Origin of the sequence: Akkermansia sp. JRP_AM1 (assembly GCF_049262625.1) — a bacterium.
In the GTDB taxonomy this organism is placed as follows: domain Bacteria; phylum Verrucomicrobiota; class Verrucomicrobiia; order Verrucomicrobiales; family Akkermansiaceae; genus Akkermansia; species Akkermansia massiliensis.
Genome location: NZ_CP118234.1, coordinates 3,103,741 through 3,124,643, shown reverse-complemented (window position 1 = coordinate 3,124,643; position 20,903 = coordinate 3,103,741). Strand labels below are relative to the sequence as shown.

The 20,903-nt window shown below is 59.6% G+C and carries 18 protein-coding genes and 1 pseudogene; 6 read left to right on the top strand and 13 right to left on the bottom strand.

The genetic code is table 11. The features are described 5' to 3' along the window. Positions 1-10 precede the first annotated feature (10 nt). Positions 11-406, bottom strand: a complete 396-nt coding sequence (locus PVA48_RS15015; RefSeq protein WP_423231983.1) for a DedA family protein — start codon at positions 404-406, stop codon at positions 11-13. Beyond that, positions 307-684 (bottom strand): DedA family protein, encoded by a 378-nt coding sequence (locus PVA48_RS15010; RefSeq protein WP_423231982.1) that lies wholly within the window; start codon positions 682-684, stop codon positions 307-309. Before PVA48_RS15010 ends, PVA48_RS15015 begins: the two co-directional genes overlap by 100 nt. A 122-nt stretch (positions 685-806) precedes the next feature. Here PVA48_RS15010 and PVA48_RS15005 point away from each other — a divergent pair, with 122 nt between their 5' ends. Both PVA48_RS15005 and PVA48_RS15000 read left to right on the top strand, forming a co-directional pair. Continuing rightward, positions 807-1,553, top strand: coding sequence for a lipid-A-disaccharide synthase (locus PVA48_RS15005; RefSeq protein WP_423231981.1), 747 nt, complete (start codon positions 807-809; stop codon positions 1,551-1,553). Beyond that, the gene (locus tag PVA48_RS15000) at positions 1,532-1,912 is read left to right on the top strand and encodes a hypothetical protein (protein ID WP_423231980.1); all 381 of its coding nucleotides are present in this window, start codon (positions 1,532-1,534) and stop codon (positions 1,910-1,912) included. The genes PVA48_RS15005 and PVA48_RS15000 overlap by 22 nt, the downstream gene beginning before the upstream one ends. A 385-nt stretch (positions 1,913-2,297) precedes the next feature. Here PVA48_RS15000 and gdhA read toward each other — a convergent pair whose 3' ends face one another. After that, positions 2,298-3,653: an NADP-specific glutamate dehydrogenase gene (gene gdhA, locus PVA48_RS14995; protein ID WP_102727528.1), complete on the bottom strand. Its 1,356-nt coding sequence runs from the start codon at positions 3,651-3,653 to the stop codon at positions 2,298-2,300. Between the two features lie 458 nt (positions 3,654-4,111). Here gdhA and PVA48_RS14990 point away from each other — a divergent pair, with 458 nt between their 5' ends. Then, positions 4,112-4,510, top strand: a complete 399-nt coding sequence (locus tag PVA48_RS14990) for a hypothetical protein (RefSeq protein WP_423231979.1) — start codon at positions 4,112-4,114, stop codon at positions 4,508-4,510. 26 nt (positions 4,511-4,536) lie between these two features. Next, the gene (locus tag PVA48_RS14985) at positions 4,537-4,836 is read left to right on the top strand and encodes a PEP-CTERM sorting domain-containing protein (RefSeq protein ID WP_423231978.1); all 300 of its coding nucleotides are present in this window, start codon (positions 4,537-4,539) and stop codon (positions 4,834-4,836) included. Positions 4,837-4,967: 131 nt separating this feature from the next. On the opposite strand, the gene PVA48_RS14980 is transcribed toward PVA48_RS14985, so the two are convergent. From PVA48_RS14980 to PVA48_RS14970, 3 genes are all read right to left on the bottom strand, one after another. Then, complete coding sequence (locus tag PVA48_RS14980) at positions 4,968-5,978, bottom strand: transposase (RefSeq protein ID WP_102722250.1); 1,011 nt, start codon at positions 5,976-5,978, stop codon at positions 4,968-4,970. 488 nt (positions 5,979-6,466) lie between these two features. Beyond that, complete coding sequence (locus PVA48_RS14975) at positions 6,467-8,257, bottom strand: chloride channel protein (RefSeq protein WP_423231977.1); 1,791 nt, start codon at positions 8,255-8,257, stop codon at positions 6,467-6,469. Beyond that, on the bottom strand, positions 8,254-8,697 hold the full coding sequence (locus PVA48_RS14970; RefSeq protein ID WP_180971054.1) for a PTS sugar transporter subunit IIA: 444 nt from the start codon (positions 8,695-8,697) through the stop codon (positions 8,254-8,256). The genes PVA48_RS14975 and PVA48_RS14970 overlap by 4 nt, the downstream gene beginning before the upstream one ends. A 217-nt stretch (positions 8,698-8,914) precedes the next feature. Between PVA48_RS14970 and PVA48_RS14965 the strand changes: the two genes are divergently transcribed. Together PVA48_RS14965 and PVA48_RS14960 are read left to right on the top strand one after the other, a co-directional pair. Continuing rightward, a complete protein-coding gene (locus PVA48_RS14965) occupies positions 8,915-9,454 on the top strand; it encodes a YcxB family protein (protein ID WP_022397997.1) in 540 nt (179 codons plus the stop codon). Between the two features lie 98 nt (positions 9,455-9,552). Further along, complete coding sequence (locus PVA48_RS14960) at positions 9,553-10,173, top strand: hypothetical protein (protein WP_022397996.1); 621 nt, start codon at positions 9,553-9,555, stop codon at positions 10,171-10,173. A 137-nt stretch (positions 10,174-10,310) separates the two neighbouring features. Here PVA48_RS14960 and PVA48_RS14955 read toward each other — a convergent pair whose 3' ends face one another. The 7 genes and pseudogenes from PVA48_RS14955 to PVA48_RS14925 form a co-directional block, all read right to left on the bottom strand. Then, on the bottom strand, positions 10,311-11,174 hold the full coding sequence (locus tag PVA48_RS14955; RefSeq protein WP_423232542.1) for a PEP-CTERM sorting domain-containing protein: 864 nt from the start codon (positions 11,172-11,174) through the stop codon (positions 10,311-10,313). Then, entirely contained in the window at positions 11,174-13,303 is a 2,130-nt protein-coding gene (locus tag PVA48_RS14950; RefSeq protein ID WP_423232541.1) for an SGNH/GDSL hydrolase family protein, read from the bottom strand. Before PVA48_RS14950 ends, PVA48_RS14955 begins: the two co-directional genes overlap by 1 nt. 91 nt (positions 13,304-13,394) lie before the next feature. Then, a complete protein-coding gene (locus tag PVA48_RS14945) occupies positions 13,395-14,165 on the bottom strand; it encodes a PEP-CTERM sorting domain-containing protein (RefSeq protein ID WP_102728426.1) in 771 nt (256 codons plus the stop codon). Between the two features lie 292 nt (positions 14,166-14,457). Next, positions 14,458-14,835, bottom strand: a complete 378-nt coding sequence (locus tag PVA48_RS14940; RefSeq protein ID WP_146021123.1) for a hypothetical protein — start codon at positions 14,833-14,835, stop codon at positions 14,458-14,460. A gap of 32 nt (positions 14,836-14,867) precedes the next feature. Further along, entirely contained in the window at positions 14,868-16,307 is a 1,440-nt protein-coding gene (locus PVA48_RS14935; protein ID WP_102722256.1) for an efflux transporter outer membrane subunit, read from the bottom strand. 42 nt (positions 16,308-16,349) lie between these two features. Beyond that, positions 16,350-19,510, bottom strand: a pseudogene (locus tag PVA48_RS14930) (efflux RND transporter permease subunit). 122 nt (positions 19,511-19,632) lie between these two features. Next, entirely contained in the window at positions 19,633-20,892 is a 1,260-nt protein-coding gene (locus PVA48_RS14925) for an efflux RND transporter periplasmic adaptor subunit (RefSeq protein ID WP_102722257.1), read from the bottom strand. Positions 20,893-20,903 lie beyond the last annotated feature (11 nt).

Below are 20,903 nucleotides of genomic sequence, written 5' to 3'. Positions count from 1 at the left end.
AGGTTTTCTTTTACTGCTCCTTTTCAGCGGGAGCGTCCGCTGCGGCGTCTTCCGGTTTTTTGCGGTCCGTCAGGCGCAGCATGAGGATGTAGCAGACGGCCAGCACCAGCACGGCCAGAATAAGGGGAAGGCTTTCGCTCTTGACGGTGGAAATCAGCTCCTCCGGGGACTTGAGCAGTTCCGGATGCCGTTCCCCGATGCGGTGGCCGTACCAGGCGAGCACCGTGCACCAGACAAACGCGCCGAGCACGGTGACCAGGGAAAAGACGCCGAAGCCCATGCGGACAATGCCTGCGGGAATGGAGATCAGGTGCCGGATGACGGGCAGAAGGCGGGCGAAGAAAACGCCTGACACCTCATACCGCTGGAGGAAGACTTCCGCCTTCTCCACCTTGTTGGGCGGCATGAAAAGAATTTGCCCCAGCGCATGATGACCGGGCGCCCCACAATACGGGCTACGGCGTAGGTAATGGCGGATCCCAGCCAGGAGCCGAACGTTCCGGCAACCACCACCCCCCAGAAGCTCATGGATGCTCCATCCTGGGCGGACAGAATGGCCGCAGGCGGGATGACTACCTCACTGGGGACGGGGAAAATGGAGCTTTCCATGGCCATCAGGACGATGACGCCCGCATATCCCCAGTCCTGCACCCAGGACATCCAAAGTGAGATCAACTCATGCATAACGGCGCGTATCTTGCATTAAAATCCTTGAAAGAAAAGTCTTTTATTGCACCTTGGAAAAGAGGCTGGTAAGGTTGGAAGGCATACGGCGCGCGCCGTTGCAGAGAGTGATGAAGCTTTACATGATAGCAGGCGAGAAGAGCGGGGACATTCACGGAGCCCTGCTGTTGAAGAATCTGCTGCGCCTGATGCCCGGCATGGAGGTCAGGGGACTGGGCGGCCACGGCATGCATGCGTTATGCCCCGGCGTGGAGGATTGGGCGGATGAAGCCGCCGTCATCGGCGTGGTGGAGGTGCTCAAGAAATACGGGTGGTTCCGGAAGCGTTTTCTCTCCATTCTGGAGCAGATACGGCAGGACCAGCCGGACTGCCTCATTCTGATCGACTACCCGGGATTCAACCTGCGTCTGGCGGAAAAGGTGCGCAAGTGCTGCCCGCATACCAAAATCATTTATTTTATTTCCCCGCAGGTATGGGCATGGCACCGCGGCCGCATTCCCAAGATGGTGCGCATGCTGGACCTGATGATGTGCATCTTCCCCTTTGAGGCTCCCTTGTTCCAGGAAGCCGGGCTGAAAACGGAGTTCGTAGGGCACCCCCTGGTGGACGAGATTGCTTCCATCCGGAAGGATGACGTCCGGGAGGCGTCCCTGGTCGGTCTCTTTCCCGGCAGCCGGAACCGTGAGATTGACAGGCATTTCCCGGTGTTGATAGAGGTGGTCCGCCGCCTTTCCGGGAACGGCCGGAGCTGTCTTTTGAAACCGCAGCTTCCACGGAGGCGCTTGCAGAAAGAATGCGCGGCATGGCGCAGAAGGCCGGCATGCCGCCGGAGCTGTTCCACATTACGGTGGGGGGCTATCATGAACTGATGGACCGCGCCGCCGTGGGCGTGGTGGCTTCCGGCACCGCCACGATGGAGGCCGCCTTGCACCGGCTTCCGTACATGCTGGTGTACAAGGTTCCCCTGCTCACGTACTGGATGGCGCGCATGCTTATTAAAATACGCTTCATCGGCATGGTGAACATTCTGGCGCAGAAATCCGTAGTCAAGGAGCTGATCCAGTTTGATTTTACGCCGGACCAGGTGATTGAGGAAATAGAACGCCTGCTGGTTCCGGAAAACAGGGATGCCCTGCTGGCGGAAATGAAGCAGGCCTCCGACAAGCTGGGGCAGGGCGGAGCGGCGGAACACGCGGCCCAGGCCGTCTGCCGTCTGCTGAAGGAGTAATGCTCCGGTTTTTTGACGATTTGAACCGGGAAGAATTGCGCCGGCCATTTTATTGATGGAAACGGGTTCGCAACCGGAATGGGGAAAATACATCCGTGGCCGTTGTCTGGTGAAATGCCGGTTCCGTTTTTCCATTCTGTCTCCCGGTCCGGACCAGGGGATTTGTTGCCGTGAATTCCCGGTGAACGTTCCTTTTGGAATCGGAAGTAGTTTTTCAGGCAGAGAAATCCTTCTGTGGAATGTTCCTGCTCGTTCTGCCGGGCGCAGCATTTAAAGCTATTTCCGGGCCGGAGAGGCCCCTTGAAAGGAATAAAAGAAAAGCGCCGGGCGAACCCGGCGCTTCTGTTGTGTTTTACGTTGGCAGCAAGTGTGTCACAACCGGGACTCAAACCACTCCCTGGTCGATCATGGAATCCGCCACCTTCACGAAGCCGGCAATATTGGCGCCGGTGACGTAGTTGGTGAAGGATTTGTCGGAAGAGTATTCCTGGGCGTGGGCCAGGGCGTTCGCGTGGATGTTGGCCATGATGCTCTTCAGCTTGTGGTCCACTTCCTCGCGCGTCCAGGAGAGGCGCTGGCTGTTCTGGGACATTTCCAGACCGGACGTGGCCACGCCGCCGGCGTTGGCGGCCTTGGCCGGGCCGTACAGGATTTTGGCGGCCAGGTAGGTTTCAATGCCTTCCAGGTCCGTGGGCATGTTGGCGCCTTCCGCCACCAGGGTACAGCCGTTCTTGATGAGGGTGCGGGCGTCTTCTCCGTTGATTTCGTTCTGCGTGGCGGAGGGGAAGGCGCAGTCGCACGGAACGCTCCAGGGACGCTGGCCTTCAAAGTACTGCGCCTTCGGGAACTGCTTCACGTATTCCGCAATGCGGCCGCGGCGATTGTTCTTGAGTTCCATGACCCAGGCCAGTTTTTCCGGGGAAATGCCGTCCGGATCGTAAATGTAGCCGTTGGAATCGGACATCGTGACGGGCTTTGCGCCCAGTTCATTGAGTTTTTCCACCGTGTACTGGGCCACGTTGCCGGAGCCGGACACCAGGCAAACCTTGCCCTGCAAATCGTCGTTGCGGGTGGCGAGCATGTTCTGGGCGAAGTACACGCAGCCGTAGCCGGTGGCTTCCGGACGGATGAGGGAACCGCCCCAGTTCAGGCTCTTGCCGGTGAGAACGCCGGTGAATTCATTGCGGATTCTCTTGTACTGGCCGAAGAGGTAGCCGATCTCGCGGCCGCCCACGCCGATGTCCCCGGCGGGAACGTCCGTATCCGCGCCGATGTGGCGCTGGAGTTCCGTCATGAAGCTCTGGCAGAAGCGCATCACTTCATTATCGCTCTTGCCCTTGGGGTCGAAGTCGGAGCCTCCCTTGCCGCCGCCCATGGGCAGGGTGGTGAGGGAGTTTTTGAAAACCTGTTCAAAGCCCAGGAACTTCAGAATGCCGAGGTTCACGCTGGGGTGGAAGCGGAGGCCGCCCTTGTACGGCCCGATGGCGCTGTTGAATTCCACACGGTACCCGCGGTTCACCTGAACCTTCCCCCGGTCGTCGATCCACGGCACGCGGAACAGGATGGTTCTTTCCGGTTCCACGATCCGTTCCAGAATCGCGTGGGCTTCATACTTGGAATTCGCGGCCAGAACCGGCTCAATCGTGTTGAGCACTTCCTGAACGGCCTGGATGAATTCTTTTTCGTGGCTGTTCCTGGTTTTCACCAAGTCGAGCACGCGCTGGGAATATGTCTGTGCCATCTTCTCTGTTGTTGTATTTGGGTTGACGCTTCATGCGCGGTTTTTCGCACGCGCTTTTCGTTTATCATTCCGCGGCGCGGACTGGCAATCATTTTTTTCCCCGGAAAGTGTAAAGGGTCAGCAGGAAAATAGAAAATATCTTTTTATGTTGTAATTTGTAAACTGACCCCTATGGACGATGGATATTCGTTCATACGGCATATTCCGGGGGTGGAAACCGGAGGACATACCTGGTAATCCGGCTTCTTTTTCCCCGGAGGCGGATTTTGAATCCGGTGTCAATAAGGAATGAATGAAAAAGAAAAAGTTATCAGGAAACGCCGCTGTGCCATAGGCGGAATTCGCCTGTGATGAATGGACGGGACATTTTTTATAAACAGGCGGTTTTCTGCGTCTTGCGTGATTGTCCGGATTCAAAATCCTTAAACTGGCCTCCATTGTCAGAATAGTCAAAAACCATGAAGAAAACATTATTCCTGCTTATTTCCGGAGGGGCTTTTTCCATCGCCCAGGCGGCTTCCGTTTTTGTGGACGTGTACAGGGATGGCCCAGGCAGAGACGGCATGAACCAGTACACTTCCAATGCTGCGGCTGTTCTCCCCTTGGCGGACGCTTCCGGAAGCGATACTCCCTACACGCTTAAAATCGTTAAAAGCGCCGGGAATTTCTTTAACACGGAGCTTTCCGCCGTAACTTCCGGGGAGGGTGACCCTGCCTATTACGCCTATTACCAGAACAAGGCGGCGATGACGGATCTGGTCAATACCCTCGGTTCTTTTGATTACGGTGCGCTGTCCTCCTACATGGCTCCCGGCGCCGGAGGCTCCACCACATCCTCCATTCAATTGGGGGGCTGACGGTGGGAGACACGGTGACATTTTACATGTTCATTTCCAGTATCGTGGCCGCTCCGGGGGCCACTACCGTGACCGGGGGAACCGGCACCTTTGAATACGCGGCAACGGACGGGACCGGTTTTTCGTCCACGCCTTCCTTCGCCAACGGCAAGCTGACCCTGGTCAAATGGACAGGGGAGGCGACGGCGGATACTCTTGATTTCCGTATCGGAGGGCAGAAAGCCGGGGTTGCGGCCATGGCGTTTTCAGTTGTTCCGGAACCGGCTTCGGCATCCATGGGATTGCTTGGCCTGGCCGCTATGCTGGTGCGCCGGCGCAGGGCATAACATCGTTCGCTCCGGCGTTCTTTATCCTGTCACGGGGTGATGTCCGGAGGGACGGCATGGTTCCCTCCCTCCGGATTTTTCCATGTGACGGGCCGGGAGAAGCTTCTTTTGGACGCTCCCGCAGGGAAAAATCAGGCGGTCAGGCGTTCGATCCATGCCCGCGTCTTCAAGTCTGTTTCCGCCATCTTCTTGGCCCGGTGGAGCAGGGTGCCCATGGATTTGGGAATGCCCATGTGCAGGCGGTTGCTGATCCAGGCGTACGGAACCAGCGTGCTTTGCCGGACGGCCAGGGCAATGATGAGCTTGGACGGATGGCTGTAGGGCGTGACGAGCAAGTCCTCCTCCGAGAGCCCGAACGCCTTCAGGCCGTTTTTCACAATGATCTCCGCCTGGTATTCCCCTATTTCCGAGGCGCGCATGCCCGTCGTGACGGGCTTTCTGCGCGCCAGCCGGGGAAGTTCGCCCACCAGCCTGGCGCGAAAGGCGCTGGAGCCGTAGCACCAGCCCCGCTGGACGGTGCCGGGGCCCACATGGCCGGCGGGGAGCAGGGAGCGTTCGTCCATGCGTTCCGCTTCAAAGCGGCCCATCAGGTGGTTGAGGTATTTCTGGCGGCCGTCGTCCGTGTCGTCGCAGCCAAAGCAGACGAGGCCGCGCTCCGGATGAATCCACTTGGGCCTTTTGGCGGGCGCGTCCAGCCATGCGGGCAGGCTGGTCCATTTGCAGCCGGAAAGGAACGTGTGGCGGCGTGCCAGGCCGGACCGCGCCGGATTCAGATGGATATAGTCGATGATGGTGGAAAAATAGTGGGCGTTTTCCGCTTCCACCACCATGGCGTGGTACCTGCCCGCAAACAGGTGGCCCCGCATGCGGTGGCGCGCGTTGAAACGCTGGGTGTAGGCAGTCTGGAGCCATTTCATGCCGTCCACCAGGTTCGCGCGCGCGGTCTGGAAGAGAATGTGGTAGTGGTTGGCCATCAGGGCATAGGCGTACACGGTCCAGCCGCTTCTGCGGGCCGCCTCCTGGAAAGTGCGCAGAAAGGTCTCCCTGTCTTCGTCATCCAGGTAAATGGCGTCTCCGCGGTTGCCCTCGCTCTGCACGTGATAGACCGCTCCAGGGTATTCTATTCTCAGGGTACGGCTCATGCCGGAAGCATACCGGATGAGGTCAAAAATGCAAGTTTGTTGTTATTTTTAACCTGACCCCTATTGCGAAAAAAGAGGGTGGAAAAAATGCGTTTTTAAGCGGGTCCGTGTTTCCGGAAAGGGGGAGCCCGCCTCCGGTGAACGCCGGACAGGATGCTGCCGGGAAAGACCGGGAAGCCCTTTGCCCGGATGGCAGCGGCGCAGCCATGCCGGCGTTTCCCCGTCTTTTTTCATGAAAGGTTTGCGGAGGAATGAGGCGCCGGAGAAGGCCGCGGTGTTTTATTCCCTGAATTCCGTCGGGAGCGCCGCATGCCAATGCGGCGACGGAAAAGAAAAAGGGAGCCAGCGGACGAAGAGAAAAGAGAAGGCTTCCTTTGAATTAACGGAGAGGGTTGCCTTTGTCCGTGTATTTTTTAAGAGCCCCTGGGGCCTGGTGCGCTTCCCGCGGGTCTTCCCGGAACCAGGGCGCGGCCCGGAAAACGCCTCTCCTATTGCAGCTTTTCCCGCCGCATGATTTCGGAGAGAACCAGGTAAAGGTCCGTCTTGTTGACCACTCCCAGCAGCAGATTGTTGTTCGGGTTCACCAGCGCCAGGGATTCCGAGCAGTGGGGGCGCGAGAAGATGCCCAGAGCTTCCGGAAGGTGCATGTCCGCGGGAAGCGTGGGCATGTCGCTGCGCAGCACGTCCATGGCCAGGACGGCCTGGGCCAGTTCCTTGTTGCGGGCGAAGGCCGCCACATCTTCCGCTACCACGCTGCCCAGGTATTTGCCCGCCGGGGAGGTGACGAAGATGGGCTGCGCCGGGTTCTTGATGAGCATGGAGGCAATCGTGCCGAATTTATCCAGCGGGTGGACCACGGGCGGGTCCTTGCGCGCCACGTCCTGGAGCTGCACCTGGGCCAGGGGCTTGTCAAAGGTGCTTCTGGGTCCGAAGGCCAGGGAATCATGGTACATGGACTGGGCCTTGGTGAGCCTCGCCATGCCGTAGGAGACCAGAACGCCGATGATCAGGGGGAACATCATGTGCCCGGCCATGGTGAATTCCACTACCAGCACCAGGGAGGTGATGGGGGCGTTGGCCGCCGTGGTGAAGAAGGCGGCCATGCCCACCAGGGAATAGGCGATGGCATGGTCCCCCGGAACTCCGAGCTGGGTGAGCGCCGCGCTGAACAGGAAGCCGCAGACGCTCCCGATGGTCAGGCTGGGCGTCAGGGCGCCCCCCACCGTACCCACGCCGAAGACGATGGCGACGGTGAAGATTTTCAGGAATAGCAGGATGCCGGCCCTCGTGGCGTCAAATTCATAATGAATGAGGGAGGTGATGATGTTTTTGCCGTTCCCCACGATTTCCGGGTAAAAGATGGCGATGACGCCCACCAGCATCCCTGCGGCCATCAGGCGCACGGGAAGCCACTGGCGCTTCCCGTTCAGGTACTGGCGCGATTTTTTGAGGATCAGGAGCCAGAAGCTGGCGACCAGGGAGGCCAGCGCGCCCAGCAGAACGCACCAGAGCACATGCTGGTTGCCCGTCAGGGACACTTCCTGCTGGAGCTGGTAGATGGGGGCCGGTTCATGGAACAGGCCCATGGTGAAGTATCCGGCGCAGCTCGCCACCAGCAGGGGGGCGAGAAAGTCAATGGTCAGCGCGCCCAGCACGATTTCACTCACGAACAGGCCGCCGGCCAGGGGCGTATGGAAGGCGGAGGACATGCCGGAGGCGGCGGCGCAGGCAACCACCAGGCGCAGGCGCGGGGCGGAGAGATGGAAGAAGCGGCCCAGGGCGGACCCCACCACGGCGGCGGCCTGCACCAGCGGGCCTTCACGGCCGATGGAGGCGCCGGAACCTACGGAGAAAACGGCGGACAGGGAGCGCAGCAGGCTGGGCTTGGGCGGCACATAGCCGTTGCCCAGCGCCACGGCTTCCATGTATTCCGTGGCCTTGGCCGGGACAAAGCGATGGGTGAAGAGAAGGGTGAGGCCGGCCAGCAGGCCGCCCGCCGCCGGAACGAAGATGCACCAGGCCCAGTCCTGGCTGGCCATTTCCTGAAAGACCTGGATTTGCTTGTAGCTGGTGCGTCCCGTCAGGACGTCCTGCACCAGTTCCACCCCCATTTCAAAAACAAGGGCCGTCAGGGCGCCCAGCGCGCCGACGACGACTGCCCAGATGAAGATGACTTGCTTGTCACCCAGCTTGACCTTTTCACGCAGGCTCAGCGCCATGCGCAGCCATGACCAGGAAATGTGCGTCTTCGCCGCAGGCTGGTTCTTCTTGTCCGTCATTGCAGGGCGTGTTGAAGGGACGCCAGCAGGCTGGCTTCGTCTCCCGTCCATTCCCCGTTGGGGCCCAGGGGAGCGTTTTTATGCCACCGCAGCAGCTTCTGCATGGTGGTCAGGTAGCCGGTCACCATGGCGGTGGGAACGCCCAGCATCACGATGAGGTGGGCATTGCGTGCGTCATCCGGCCAGAGGACGCCTTCCGGACTGATGCCTACGGTGACTTGCATGGAGTCCAGCGCGCTGGTGCGCCCGTGGGGGACGGCCAGGCCGTGGTCCAGATAGGTGGTTTGCGTTTCCTCGCGCAGAAGGACCGCATTCTTGATGTGCCTTAGCTGACGTTCGTCAAGGACTTCCGCCATGGAATCCGTCAAGGTTTCCAGAGCCTGTTCCTGAGTGGTTGCGGGCTGGAACGTGCGTACGTGAATTTGAAGATTGTCTGCCACCGGGTCTGCTAAAGGCTTTTGGCTTTTAATTCTATGAAGGGAACCATGATTATCAAGGAAATTCTGGCCTGCGTACGGGGAAGGAGGCTTTCCCTGTGAATTGGGGCGGACAAAAAGGACCCCCGCGCCTTTCCGGCGCGGCTTTTTTGACACAAACGCGGCGGAACGGCCTGTTTTTAGGCTTTCTCTTCCGCGGGAATGAAGCTACCCTGCCGCCATGATGCAGGATTCAGAGGTCATCAAACTCGTCAAGCCCGTGCCTTCCGACCGCCTGGCGACCCAGGTGCTGGTGATGTGGTACAATACGGTGCGCCCCAAGTGGAAGAAACCGCTGGATCTGGCCATCACCGCCTTTTTTGTGCTGATGACGCTGTACTCCTTCTCCCTGCGCCCGCTGCCCATATTCGCGTGGCTGTCCCTGGCCGGGGCGCTGATGGCGATCATCCTGTCCTGGTTCTATGTTCCCTTTCTGGCGAAGGCCGCCCTGGCCGCGAACAAGAAGGTGCCCATGTACCATCAGGAAAAGGATTACGTCTTCCATGAGGATTACATGACTTTCTCCAGCAAGGACGTCGAGCCCATGAATATCCCCTACGACCGCTTCACTACCCTGTGCAAGACGCGCCACGCCCTGCTGTTCCTGTTCGGCAAGAAGCTGGTGCTGTGGTTGCCGCTCAAGCTCATGAGCACGGATCAATTGGAAAGCATCATGCGCCGGTTCCGGAACCACGGCGTGGAAGTCCGGGATATTTCCTGAGGCGGAAAGCCGTTCGGGGCCGTTCCGGAAGGGGCTCAAATTTGCCGTTTCCGCGCCTTTTTTGTTGAGCGCGGGGTCAAAACGGGTAGGGTGTCTCCATGTCACGTTACAATGGAGAACAGGTTCTGGTGGTTCCCCGCGCCACGTTTGAAGAAGCGGGTTATTTCCAGGGACACCGGGAAGGCGGGGATCATTATCTGAATGCGTTCATGAAGCCGGGGGTCTCCTCCTTCATGGACCGGGAGGCGGCGGAAAACGACCCCTCCCACAAGCAGATCATCGCCTATGCCATTTTCTGCCACCAGGGCCGCATCCTGCATTACACGCGCGGCGGCTCCGGCGGTGAGGCCCGGCTGCATGACAAGGGCTCCATCGGCATCGGCGGCCATATCAATCCGGTGGACCGCCAGTCCGGCCATGACGATGTTTCCACCTATCTGGCCGGGGTGGAGCGTGAAATCCGCGAGGAACTGGTTATTGACGGGAGCTGCACCCAGCGGGTGCTAGGCGTGATCAATGACGATTCCAATGACGTGGGAGCCGTGCATCTGGGCATCGTCCATCTGTTTGAGCTGGATACGGACCGGGTGCGCGCGAATGAAGCCGCGCTGGCCAATCTCCGTTTCGTGGCCCCGGAGGAACTGTCCGGGGAGATGTTTGAGAAGCTGGAAACCTGGTCCCAGCTTGCGCTGGAGCTGTTTAAAAACAGGGGAGCCTGAAGCCTTGCGCTTCCATGAAGCGCCCGGCGGGCGTAGCAATACGCCTCCTCTTTCGTTTCCTTCCATGGGAAGCCCCCGCGGCATACGCCTGCGGGGGCTTCTTTCGTCCATCAGGGCCTGAAGAAAACAAAGGGCCGTTAATGGAAGATTTTTCTGCGCCTGCGCCACAGCAGGGCGGCCAGTCCGGCCAGACCCAGGGAAGCGCTCCCCGGCTCCGGCGCCTGGGCGAAGACCATGGCGGAATTGGCCTGGAGGTCCGTGGACATGGCCGCATCATACAGAATGCCGCCGTTCAGGAATTTGATGTTGTCCAGATTGGCGGGAATCTCCGTCAGGGAAAGCGTGTAGTGGCTGGTGCCCGTAATGTCCACGATGACTTTGTCCGCGGTAAGTCCCTGAAGAGTCAGGGAGGCGTGTTCCCCAAGAATGAGCGTGGTCATGTCTGAAACTCCGTTCAGGACGAGTCCGCTTCCGGCTTCAATGGTTACGGTGAGCGCTCCTCCCAGGGAATCCAGCGTGGTGCGGGTCTGGTTGACGGCGGAAACATGGGTGAAATCGCTCAGGGAAGCCTGGAAATGCTCCACGGTCACATGGTCCAGCACCAGGCTTCTGCCGCCGCTCACATTCGTGCCGCCGCTGATGGTTCCGGCATACTTGTCAAAACCGTAGGCCGCCGTCCCGGAGGAAAGATCCTGGATGCGCACGATGGAGCTGCCGTTGACGGCGCCGCCGGAACCGCCCCCGGAGATACTGCTCCAGGACTTCCCGTTGTGAAGCGTGGCGGAGTTTCCGGCCACGGTGACGGACGTATTTCCCTGAACGGTGCCGCCGGAGCCTCCCGCATACACATCTCCCTTGATGGTGCCCCCTGTAACGCGTACCGCGCTTCCCTCCCGGATGGAGCCTCCCTTGCCTGCGCCGTAAACGGAGCCGGCGATGACTCCGCCCGTGACGGTGGCGTTGGAACCGCCGGAAATGGAGCCTGCCAGGCCTCCCCCCATCACGTCTCCGTTAATGGAGCCTCCGTTGACGTAAACGTGCGTGGCTCCCCGATGCTGGTCGTGCCGTTGTTGGCATTCGCGTAAATGCCGCCCATGATTTGGCTGGAAAAAGAGCCGGAGTTAATCACGATGTCCACGTTCCCCTTGATATCCGTAGCATAGGATCCGACCACGGAGGAGGCGCTATTGCTGGTGAAGGTGCCGAAGGAGGCGTTTTCCGCGGAGAATTCCAGATAAACGTTTCCGGTCACGCCGGAGGCGTTCACGGCGCCGAAGACGGTGCTTCCGCCCGTGGCGGCGTCCGTAAAGCGCAGGGCGGCATTCCCGTTCAGCGTTCCGGAATTTCCATGGGCCCCGTACCAGGCGGAGGCCTGCCCTTCCTTGGCGATGGTCAGCCAGACGTCCCCCGTATAATTGCCGGTGCTGGCATACACATGCGTGGCGTTTCCGGAAGTGATGGTGACGTTCACGGAGTTTCCCAGCCTCCCGGAGGAGGCGTCCGCCTGGGCGCGGGCATCGAAGACGCCGGAGCAATTCTGGTTGGCGGCGGAATGCGTGAAGCCAGTTTCCGGCCACGCGATGTTGCCCTCCGGAGTGCCTGACGAGCCCCCGGAGTCCGCTCCGGCGGAAATAAAGGCGTTCTCTTCATTGACCAGCCCGGAAGTGGGTGGGGCATACGATCCTGTACCATCCATGGACAGGTCTTTCAGGATGGCGTTTCCGCTGCCGTCATACTGGATGATGACGCCGTTGCTGCCGGAACCGGAGGTGACGGAAAGCGCTTCCCCGATCAGCATGTCCCCCAGCCAGACGTAATAGCCGCCTTTCAGGCCTTCCTGCTCATTGCCCGTGACGTACGCCATGCGCAGGTTTTCCGTATTGGCGGACATGTCCAGGGAATACAGGATGGTATCCCCCCATTTGATATAGGCCTCGTTAATGTTGAGCGTGCCGTAAAAAGAGCCGTTCCCCAGGCTGACGCTGAACTGGTCCGAGAGATTCCAGCCGTTTGCCGCCCCGTCTCCCAGGACCAGGTTAAAATCAAAGGTAAAGCCGTTTTTCAGGGCCGTTCCCTCCGTCCATGTCCGGGAAATGGAACTTGTCCCCGCCTGTCCCAGGCTGATGCCTTCCGCGTTCACGCCAATGTTGGATACGGAAAAGCCCGCATCCGCCAGGTTCTGCACTCCGTTCCATGCGGGCGCTCCTGCGCCCTGGTGGAAGTTGACGGCCATTTCCCCGGCGTCCCGGCGCAGTTGTCCGGCAGAGCGGCCCGCATAGCCCATGGCTTTGGCGATGTTGCCAGCCATGAGCAGGTCTCCCTGGGCGTTGGGGTGGAGTCCGTCCGCCGCGGGATTATTGAACATGGACCGCACCCCGTAAAACGGCTTGGAGGAAGCCACGTCGATGATCCCTCTGTTGACGTCGATGACCGTGACGCCCTGCCTGGACTGCCCCCAGGAATTCAGGGAGGCGTTATAGGTTTCCACCGCCTGGTGGGTGGCGTCCGAATTGCCATTGGAATGCTGGGTCCAGCAGGGAATGGTTAGAACGATGACGTTCGCGCTGCCGTTGGCGGCGTGCATGGTGTCTACGATGGCGTCCATGTCTGCCAGAAGATCCCGGGTGACTGAATCAAGACGGCTGTCCAGGGTGGAATTGTCGCCGTCGGAGAGAAGGTCGTTGGTGCCGATCATCACGAAAAAGGTATCCGGCGTGTCCGTTCCCGTGAAGGTCGGGCCCTGGTAGGCTGCTCCGTTTGCTTTGGCATCGGAAAGCCCCAGCCAGTTGGAGATGTTGGAGCCGTCAAACCTGCTTCCGGTTTTCCTGCCGGATATTTCCCAGGCCCTTGCGCTTGCCTGGGAGGAATGTTCGTTGTTGAAAACCTGGCCGCCGTAGGAGGTTCCCGCGGTGACGCCTCCGGAATTCACGCCTTCCGCATGGTAGGAAATGCCGTTGTCCGCAAATATTTTATGGAGGGCCCAGCGGTAAGTGCCGCTGTTCATGCCGTGGGTGATGGAATCGCCTACGTACATGACGTTGCCCAGGTCCGTGCCCGCAGGGGCGGCGATGGCGGAGGGGAAAGCCGCCAGCAGGGCGGCCAGGAGGGAGAGAGGGAGCCTGGTTTTCATCAAGGGGAGCAGGGGAATGAAACGGATGTTTGAAAAAAGTGAATAAAACGGCCATCCCTGAATGGACAGGGATGGCCGTGGCTGGAAGAGACTAGGCTCTCCGGCGGCGTACCAGCAGGATGCCCAGGCCCAGCAGGCCGAGGGAGGCCGCGGCCGGCTCCGGAACGGCGCTCAAGGCGTATTCCTTCATCTGGTCTTCTGTCAGTGCTCCCAGGTACAGGTCAAAATTGTTCAGGGTATATTCCCCGGTGACGCCGTCCGGAGGAGTCCAGGTGTTTCCGGAACCGTCCTTGGCGGAAAAATTGAGCTGGTTCATGGTGACGCTGCCGAATTTGACCCCGGAGCCGTTCAGGGAGGCCAGAGTGGTCAGGGTGGACGTATCGTCCCCCAGCATGGCGGAAATAGTGACATTCCCGTCATTGTATGTGTAAAACAGGGTGAGAGCCTGTCCTGCGGAATAGCCGGAAAGCGTTTGCGTTTTCCAGGGGGAGGTGCCTGCCGTGCCTCCGTTGTAGTTAAAGCCGCCTGCGCACAGAGTGAGATCTCCCGACTCCGTCAGCCGGTAGCCCATCCCCTCCAGGTTCTTATAATTGGATGTGGTATTATAGGTAAACAGCAGGCCTACATCCGTCCCCGAGGTGGTGCCCAGGTCGGAAATGGTCAGGGCCATGGTCCATGGAGTGGCTCCGGAGCCGGTATGCACGGGTACGGAGGGAGAGGAAACATTCAGGGTGTCTCCGTTGTTTCCGTCATAAATGGTGTAACCCTTTGAATAAGAGGAATCCATTCCATTGATGGAAGCGGCGAAGGATAGACTACCTCCCAGAACGGCGGCCAGGAGGGTCAGGTATGTGGTCTTCATATTGATTGCTGTACGGATTGGAGAAATGTTCCCGCGCAAGAGAACGTCCGTTTTTTATCGGATTCCTAATCCGTCAACAATTAAAAATATTAACGGTAAATGTATTGTTTGTCATAAAATATTGATATTCATCATAATTTAAAAGATCTGGTCTTTTCAGGACAATTCCTTTTCCCATGATTCTCTAGCCTTTATCCATGCTTGCATTGGATGGGTCCACAAGCGGATTAGGAATCCGCCCAGGCGCTTGAAATCAGCTGTAAGAGCAGGAGCAGTATGGAGTTGCCCGTAATTATGGAATAGAAAAATCGTGGATAATTAATTCCTGAAAAAGACGATGCAATTCTTTTACGCCATCTTGATTGTAAATGAATTGGTTCCAAATCAATTCCAAAACTGCTTCCGTCCCCGCGGAACCCGAGCCGGGGAAAGGGAAAAAAAGGAGGTGGGCAGGAGATGCGATGCCCGGCAATCCGTGAAGCGGCGAAAACAGTGGATAATCCATTGATCGTCCCGCTCCGGACTCATCAATCCCTTCTGCCGGAAGCGGGAAGACCGCGGATGCCCGGCCTGCCAGGGACTGGGAAGGCGGCGCGTCTGTTTTCCGCTCCGCCGGAGAGCAAATTCCCCGGCAAGCTTGTACTTGCCGGGGAATGAAAAAAACAGTCAAGGAAACTCCCGATTTTAAGGGAGGAGCGTTTTTTATCGCTTGGGCGGGCCATCCATGATAGCCTTGTGGCTCATGTTCCAGCCGCCGCCCAGGGCCGTGTACAGGGAAACCAGCGTGCTGGCGTGCTGATAGTAGTACTGGGAAAGCTGAATCTGCGCAGGGTACAGGTTCTGCTGGGCGTACAGCACTTCAATGTAGTTGGAAAGGCCCGTGCGGTAGCGCTCAAAGGAGAGCTTCACCGCTGTTTGGTAGGCTTCCACGGCCTCTGACTGGATGGAGGTGATATTGCGCAGCTTGGCCCGCTGGATGAGCGTGCTGGAGACTTCCGCCAGGGCGTTCAGCACCGTCTGTTCATAGTCGTTGCTGGCTGCCAGGAATTCGGCCTTGGCAGCCTTTTCGGAAGCCGTCAGTTTGCCCGCCTGGAAGAGGGGGCCGGTCAGGTTGGTTCCAAAGCCCCAGCCGCCGCGGCGCCCCTGCACGTGGCGCAGGTCTGCGGAGGCCAGGCCGCCGGCCGCCGTCAGGGAAATGGTTGGGAAATAGTTGGCAATGGCTACGCCCACTTCCGCGTTGGCCGCGCGCAACTGGTATTCGCTCTGGCGGACGTCGGGCCTTCTGGAAAGGATGTAGGCCGGAATGCCGGCGGGAACCTTCACGTTGTAGGCGATGTCACGGGTGCTGCCGGAACGGCGGATGCGGCCGGGAGCGCGTCCGGCCAGGACGGAGACCGCGTTTTCCAGATTGGCGATCTGCACCTGGATGGCGGGAATCTGTGCCTGGGAGGAAGCCAGGGCGGCCTTGGCGGAGGCTACCTGGAGCCTGTCGCCCACCTGGCCTTCAAGCTGTTCGTCGAACAGGCGGAGGCTTTCGGAATAGGATTCCACGGATTTCTGCACAATGGCAAGCTGTTCGTCCAGCTGGAGGAGCTGGAGGTAGGAGTCAGCCACCTGGCGGAGCAGGGAGAGCATGAGCGCGCGCTGGCCTTCTTCGGAAGCGAGGTAGTCTGCGCGGGCCGCTTCCGTCATCCGGCGCGTCTTGCCCCAGATGTCCAGCTCCCAGGAGATGCCGGCGTCAATGGATCCGGGCGTCAAGGTATTGCCAACGGCGGAGGTTTGGACCACGTTGCCGCTGGTGTAGTTGGAGCCCTTGCTGAGGGAGCCGGAATAATCCGCCCACGGGAAGAGCGGGGCTTCCGTGATGGTGATGTACTGGCGGGCCTTTTCCACGCGCGCCATGGTGGCCTTCAGGTCACGGTTGTTTTGGTAGGTATCCGTCAGGAGGTCCTGGAGATCCTTGTTCTTGAAAACTTTCCACCAGGGCAGGTCCGCAATGGACTCCGTGGCCGCGGAGGCTCCTCTGAACGCCGTGGGCATGGGCATGTCCACCGGCTTGAAGTCGGGACCCATCATGCAGGAGGAAGCCGTGATGGCCGTGCCCAGCAGGATGGCGCGTGTGATGTATTGGTTCGGTCGCATAATGGCGTTTTGTCTGTTTTTAAATGGTTTCAAGGGCGGTTTTTACCCTTTCAGTGATTCATGGGCTTCATGGAAGAGGTGCTTCCGGGCGATGATTTCATCCGGATCCTCCGTTTCCACCGTCTTCCGGGCGATGCGGACACGGAAAAGCTTCATGATGAAGTAGAAGGAGCACGGGATCAGGAAGACGCCCACTACCGTCGCCATCGTCATCCCGGCAATCACCACAATACCGATGATGTTGCGGGAGTAGGCGCCGGAACCGGAGGCCAGGGCCAGCGGAACGCAGCCCAGGATGAAGGCGAAGGAGGTCATCAGGATGGGGCGCAGACGGATTCTGGCCGCGGAGAGCGTGGCTTCCATCAGCGTCTTGCCGCGTTCCATTTCAATGACGGCGAATTCCACGATCAGGATGGCGTTCTTGGCCGCCAGGCCGATGAGCATCACCAGGCCGATCTGCGCGTACAGGTTCAGTTCATACCCGAACCAGTACAGGCCCAGGAAAGCGCCCAGGGCCGCGATGGGCACCGTCATGAAGATGCTGAGCGGCAGGGACCACCGTTCATACAGGGCCGCCAGGATCAGGAAGACGAAGACGGAGGAGAGCAGGAAGATCTGCACGATGCCGATGCCGTTCTGGATTTTTTGTTCCTGATAGCTCATGTCTGCGTAGCTGTAGCCCATGTCCGTGGGCATGCTGGCCTCAAAGGTCTGTTCCAGCGCTTCCATGGCCTGGGAGTTGGAGTAGCCCTGGGCCGGGGTGACCATGAGCTTGGAGGAGTTGTACAGGTTCTGGCGCAGCAGGAATTCCGGACCCTTGATGTCCGTGATCTTCACGAGGGTGGAGAGGGGGACGGAACTGCCCGAGTCATTCTTCACATAGAAGTTCTTGAGCATGTCCGTTCCGGTGCGGTCGCTGCCCTGCGCCTGGATGTACACCTGCCATTGCTGGCCGTACAGGGTGATGTAGTTGATGAACAGGGAGCCCATGTAGGCCTGGAGCAGGCTGTTGGCCTCACTGATGCTGACGCCCAGCGTGGCGCACTTTTCTTCATCCAGCCGCACGTCCTTCTGCTCCACGGCAAAGGACATCACGCTGCGCACGCCGCCGTTCTTCTGCGGGTCGAATATCGGGAGCTTGCTTGCTTCCTTGACAAAGATGTCCGTTTGTTCCGCCAGGTATTCCGTGCCCTTGCCGTCGCGGTCTTCCAGCATGAAGGTGACGCCGTTGGCGGAGCCCACCCCTGCAATGGCCGGGGGCTGGAAGCACATGGGGATGCCTTCCGGAACCTTGGTGCTCAGCAGGGCGTTGAGCTGGGCGGTGACCGCCTTGGCGCTCTGGTCCGGATTGGGGCGTTCCTCCCAGGGCTTCAGCATGACGAAGAAGAAGGCGTTGTTCGTGCTCTGCACCCCGGTCAGCAGGCTGAAGCCGGAAATGGCGATCACGTCCTTCACGTTCGGGTTCTGGCGGATGAGGTCTGAAACCTTGTCCGCGGCGGCCGTTGTCAGCTGGAGGGAGCGGGCTTCCGGCATGATCAGGGCGGAGAACAGGTAACCCTGGTCTTCGTCCGGCAGGAAGCCGTTGGGAATCTGCTTGGCTACGGGCAGGATGGCGTACGCGATCAGGGCCAGCAGGGGAATGGAGATGATGAGCTTGCGGGTCAGGAAGTGGCACACCTTGGTGTAGCCGCTGGCCGTAGCGTCATAACCGCGGTTGAAAATGCGGTAGAAGAATTTCAGCGGGCCGCCCTTGTTCGGGTCCTTGGGCTTGAGCAGGATGGCGGAGAGGGCCGGGGACAGCGTTAGCGCGTTGAACGCGGAAATCAGCATGGAAATGGCGATGGTCACGGCAAACTGCTGGAACAGCGTGCCCGTAATGCCCGGCAGCAGCAGGGAGGGAAGGAACACCGCCGCCAGCACCAGGGCGATGGCGATGACGGGGCCGGACACTTCCTCCATGGCGGCGAAGGCCGCCTGGCGCGGAGTCAGCCCGCGTTCCATGTGGGATTCAACGGCTTCCACCACCACGATGGCGTCATCCACCACCAGGCCGATGGCCAGCACCATGCCCATCAAACAGATGGTATTCAGGGTGAAGCCCAGGAGCGGGAACAGCGCGAAGGTGGCGATGATGGAGACCGGCACGGCAATGGCCGGAATCAGCGTGGCGCGCCAGCCCTGGAGGAAGACGAACACCACCAGCACCACCAGCAGGAGGGCTTCCACCAGCGTGTGCTCGATTTCCTCAATGGAGGCGCGCACGGCCAGCGTGGTGTCCAGCGTCACGTTGTACTCCATCCCGGCGGGGAAGCTGCGGGCGCGGTCTTCAAAAAGCTTCACCAGGGCGTCCACCGTATTGATGGCGTTGGAGCCGGGGGCGGCATACACGGCGATGGCGCCTGAATCCCTGCCGTTGTATTTACTGGATACGTTGTAGGTCTGGGAACCCAGTTCCACCTTGGCGATGTCTTTCAGGTAAAGGAGCTTGTTCCCGTCCGCACGGATGATGATGTTGCCGAATTCCTCCGCAGTCTGGAGGCGGCCCTTGGTCTGGATGCTGTACGTGAATTCCGTTCCGGGAGGGGCCGGTTCCGCGCCAATCTGGCCGCCGGGAATCACGGTGTTCTGCGCCCGGATGGCGGACTGGACTTCTCCCACGGAGATGTTCTGGGCGGCCATCTTGGTGGTGTCCAGCCAGATGCGCATGGCGTAGCGTCCTGCGCCGAACACCTGCACGTCGCCCACGCCGGGAACGCGCTTCACGGGGTCCACCAGGCTCACGTACGCATAGTTGCTCAGGAAGATGGCGTTCAGGCTGTCATCCGGGGAATACAGGTTGATTACGGCCAGCGGGCTGCCCGTGGACTGGGTGATGGTGATGCCCATCTGGGAGACTTCCGCAGGGATCTGGGCGGTGGCCTGCCCGTAGCGCATGTAGGCCAGCGTCTGGTCCATGTTGGGGTCCGTGCCCACTTCAAAGACGATGCTCAGGGAGCAGATGCCGTTGTTGGCGTTGGTGGAAGTCATGTAGTCCATCCCCACGACGCCGGAAATGGATTGCTCAATGGGGAGGCCACGGAGTTGGCCACCGTCTCCGCATTGGCGCCCGGATAGGTCGCCTGCATCTTGATGGTGGGCGGGACGATGTTCGGGTACTGCTCAATGGGGAGCCCCATCAGGGACAGTCCGCCGAGCAGGATCATCACGATCGAGATGACGATGGCGATGGTCGGGTGTTTGATGAAGAAGCTGGACATGGTATTAAATCATGAGAGTGCGCGGGAAAGGCGGGGAGGGGAGAGGGGCTTCCCAGGAGAGGGGGGGATTATTTGGCGGCGGGCTGGGCTTCGTCGTGCTTCATGCCTTCGGGCGTCTTGGCCTTTTCAAAGGACTGCGCTCCTACGGAAGGCATGACGGGCTGGGAAACGACAGGCTTGTAGGGCAGGGGCTTCACGGGGGACTGTCCCTGGAGCTTGGCCGCCTGCATGATTCCTTCCACTACGATGGGGCTGTCCTTCGTGAAGGAGGAGTGCGGCATGGGAACGATGTTGATCACCTGCATGCCGTCCACCACGGGCCCGAGGTTCACCACCTGCATGTGGGGAACGTTCTTGTCATCCAGATAAATGATGAATTTGGCGCTCTGGGCGGAGAGGATGGCGCGCGGGGGAACCAGCGTGGCGTTTTCCAAAGTCTTCACCGTGGCGCGGACGCGGACGAACATGCCGGGACGGAGCGTCAGGTTCGGATTGGGAATATGGCCCACGATGTTGATCGTGCCGGTCTGGGCGTCCACGTTTCTGTCAATGGCTACGGGTTCGCCCTGCATGGGGAATTCCGTGCCGTTGGCCAGAATGACGTCAAACTTGAGGTGCTTCTCCTTGGCCAGGTTGCTGTCCATGGAGTTCAGGAAGTCCTGTTCACTCACGGAGAAGTCCACGCGGATGGGGTCAATGGCGGAAATGGTGGTCAGCGGATTGGGGCTGGAGGGCGTCAGCAGGTTGCCGATGGAAGGAGTTGCCAGGCCCGCCAGACCGGAAATGGGGGCCGTGATGGTGGTGAATTTAAGATTGATTTTCGCTTCGTCCACCTGGGCCTTTGCCGTGGCGATGGCAGCCTCCGTTTCCTGGACCTGCTGCAGGGCGTCATCCAGCTGCTTGCGGCTGACGGAGCCGGTCTTTACCAGCGGCGTGTAGCGTTCCACGTCCAGCTTGTATTTCTTCAGCGTGGCTTCATACTGTTCCAGGCGCCCCTGGGCCTGGTCCAGCGTTGCCTGGAACGGGCGGGGATCAATCTGGAAAAGCACTTGGCCTTTCTTCACATAGGCGCCGTCCTTGTAATCCTTGGAAAGAAGGTATCCCGTCACCTGGGAGCGGATTTCAGCATCTTCCGTACCGCGCAGGGTGCCCACCCACTCCTGCCTGATGGGAACGTCCCTGGTTACCAGCTTGGTCACCTGCACTTCGGGAACGAGCGCCGGCATCTGGCCTGCTGAATCCTTTTTCCCTTCACAGGAAGTTAAAATCATCACCGGAGAGCACAGGAGCAGAGTTGTGGCGGCAATCGTCAAAGGCTTGTTGTACATAAATGGATGCG

What these genes read in the sequence shown, in the direction of transcription:
- PVA48_RS15015 (WP_423231983.1), bottom strand. Translation starts at nt 406, where the DNA reads ATGCCGCCCAACAAGGTGGAGAAGGCGGAAGTCTTCCTCCAGCGGTAT.
- PVA48_RS15010 (WP_423231982.1), bottom strand. Translation starts at nt 684, where the DNA reads ATGCATGAGTTGATCTCACTTTGGATGTCCTGGGTGCAGGACTGGGGA.
- PVA48_RS15005 (WP_423231981.1), top strand. Translation starts at nt 807, where the DNA reads ATGATAGCAGGCGAGAAGAGCGGGGACATTCACGGAGCCCTGCTGTTG.
- gdhA (WP_102727528.1), bottom strand. Translation starts at nt 3,653, where the DNA reads ATGGCACAGACATATTCCCAGCGCGTGCTCGACTTGGTGAAAACCAGG.
- PVA48_RS14990 (WP_423231979.1), top strand. Translation starts at nt 4,112, where the DNA reads ATGAAGAAAACATTATTCCTGCTTATTTCCGGAGGGGCTTTTTCCATC.
- PVA48_RS14985 (WP_423231978.1), top strand. Translation starts at nt 4,537, where the DNA reads ATGTTCATTTCCAGTATCGTGGCCGCTCCGGGGGCCACTACCGTGACC.
- PVA48_RS14980 (WP_102722250.1), bottom strand. Translation starts at nt 5,978, where the DNA reads ATGAGCCGTACCCTGAGAATAGAATACCCTGGAGCGGTCTATCACGTG.
- PVA48_RS14975 (WP_423231977.1), bottom strand. Translation starts at nt 8,257, where the DNA reads ATGACGGACAAGAAGAACCAGCCTGCGGCGAAGACGCACATTTCCTGG.
- PVA48_RS14965 (WP_022397997.1), top strand. Translation starts at nt 8,915, where the DNA reads ATGATGCAGGATTCAGAGGTCATCAAACTCGTCAAGCCCGTGCCTTCC.
- PVA48_RS14960 (WP_022397996.1), top strand. Translation starts at nt 9,553, where the DNA reads ATGTCACGTTACAATGGAGAACAGGTTCTGGTGGTTCCCCGCGCCACG.
- PVA48_RS14955 (WP_423232542.1), bottom strand. Translation starts at nt 11,174, where the DNA reads ATGGGGGGAGGCCTGGCAGGCTCCATTTCCGGCGGTTCCAACGCCACC.
- PVA48_RS14950 (WP_423232541.1), bottom strand. Translation starts at nt 13,303, where the DNA reads ATGAAAACCAGGCTCCCTCTCTCCCTCCTGGCCGCCCTGCTGGCGGCT.
- PVA48_RS14945 (WP_102728426.1), bottom strand. Translation starts at nt 14,165, where the DNA reads ATGAAGACCACATACCTGACCCTCCTGGCCGCCGTTCTGGGAGGTAGT.
- PVA48_RS14935 (WP_102722256.1), bottom strand. Translation starts at nt 16,307, where the DNA reads ATGCGACCGAACCAATACATCACACGCGCCATCCTGCTGGGCACGGCC.
- PVA48_RS14925 (WP_102722257.1), bottom strand. Translation starts at nt 20,892, where the DNA reads ATGTACAACAAGCCTTTGACGATTGCCGCCACAACTCTGCTCCTGTGC.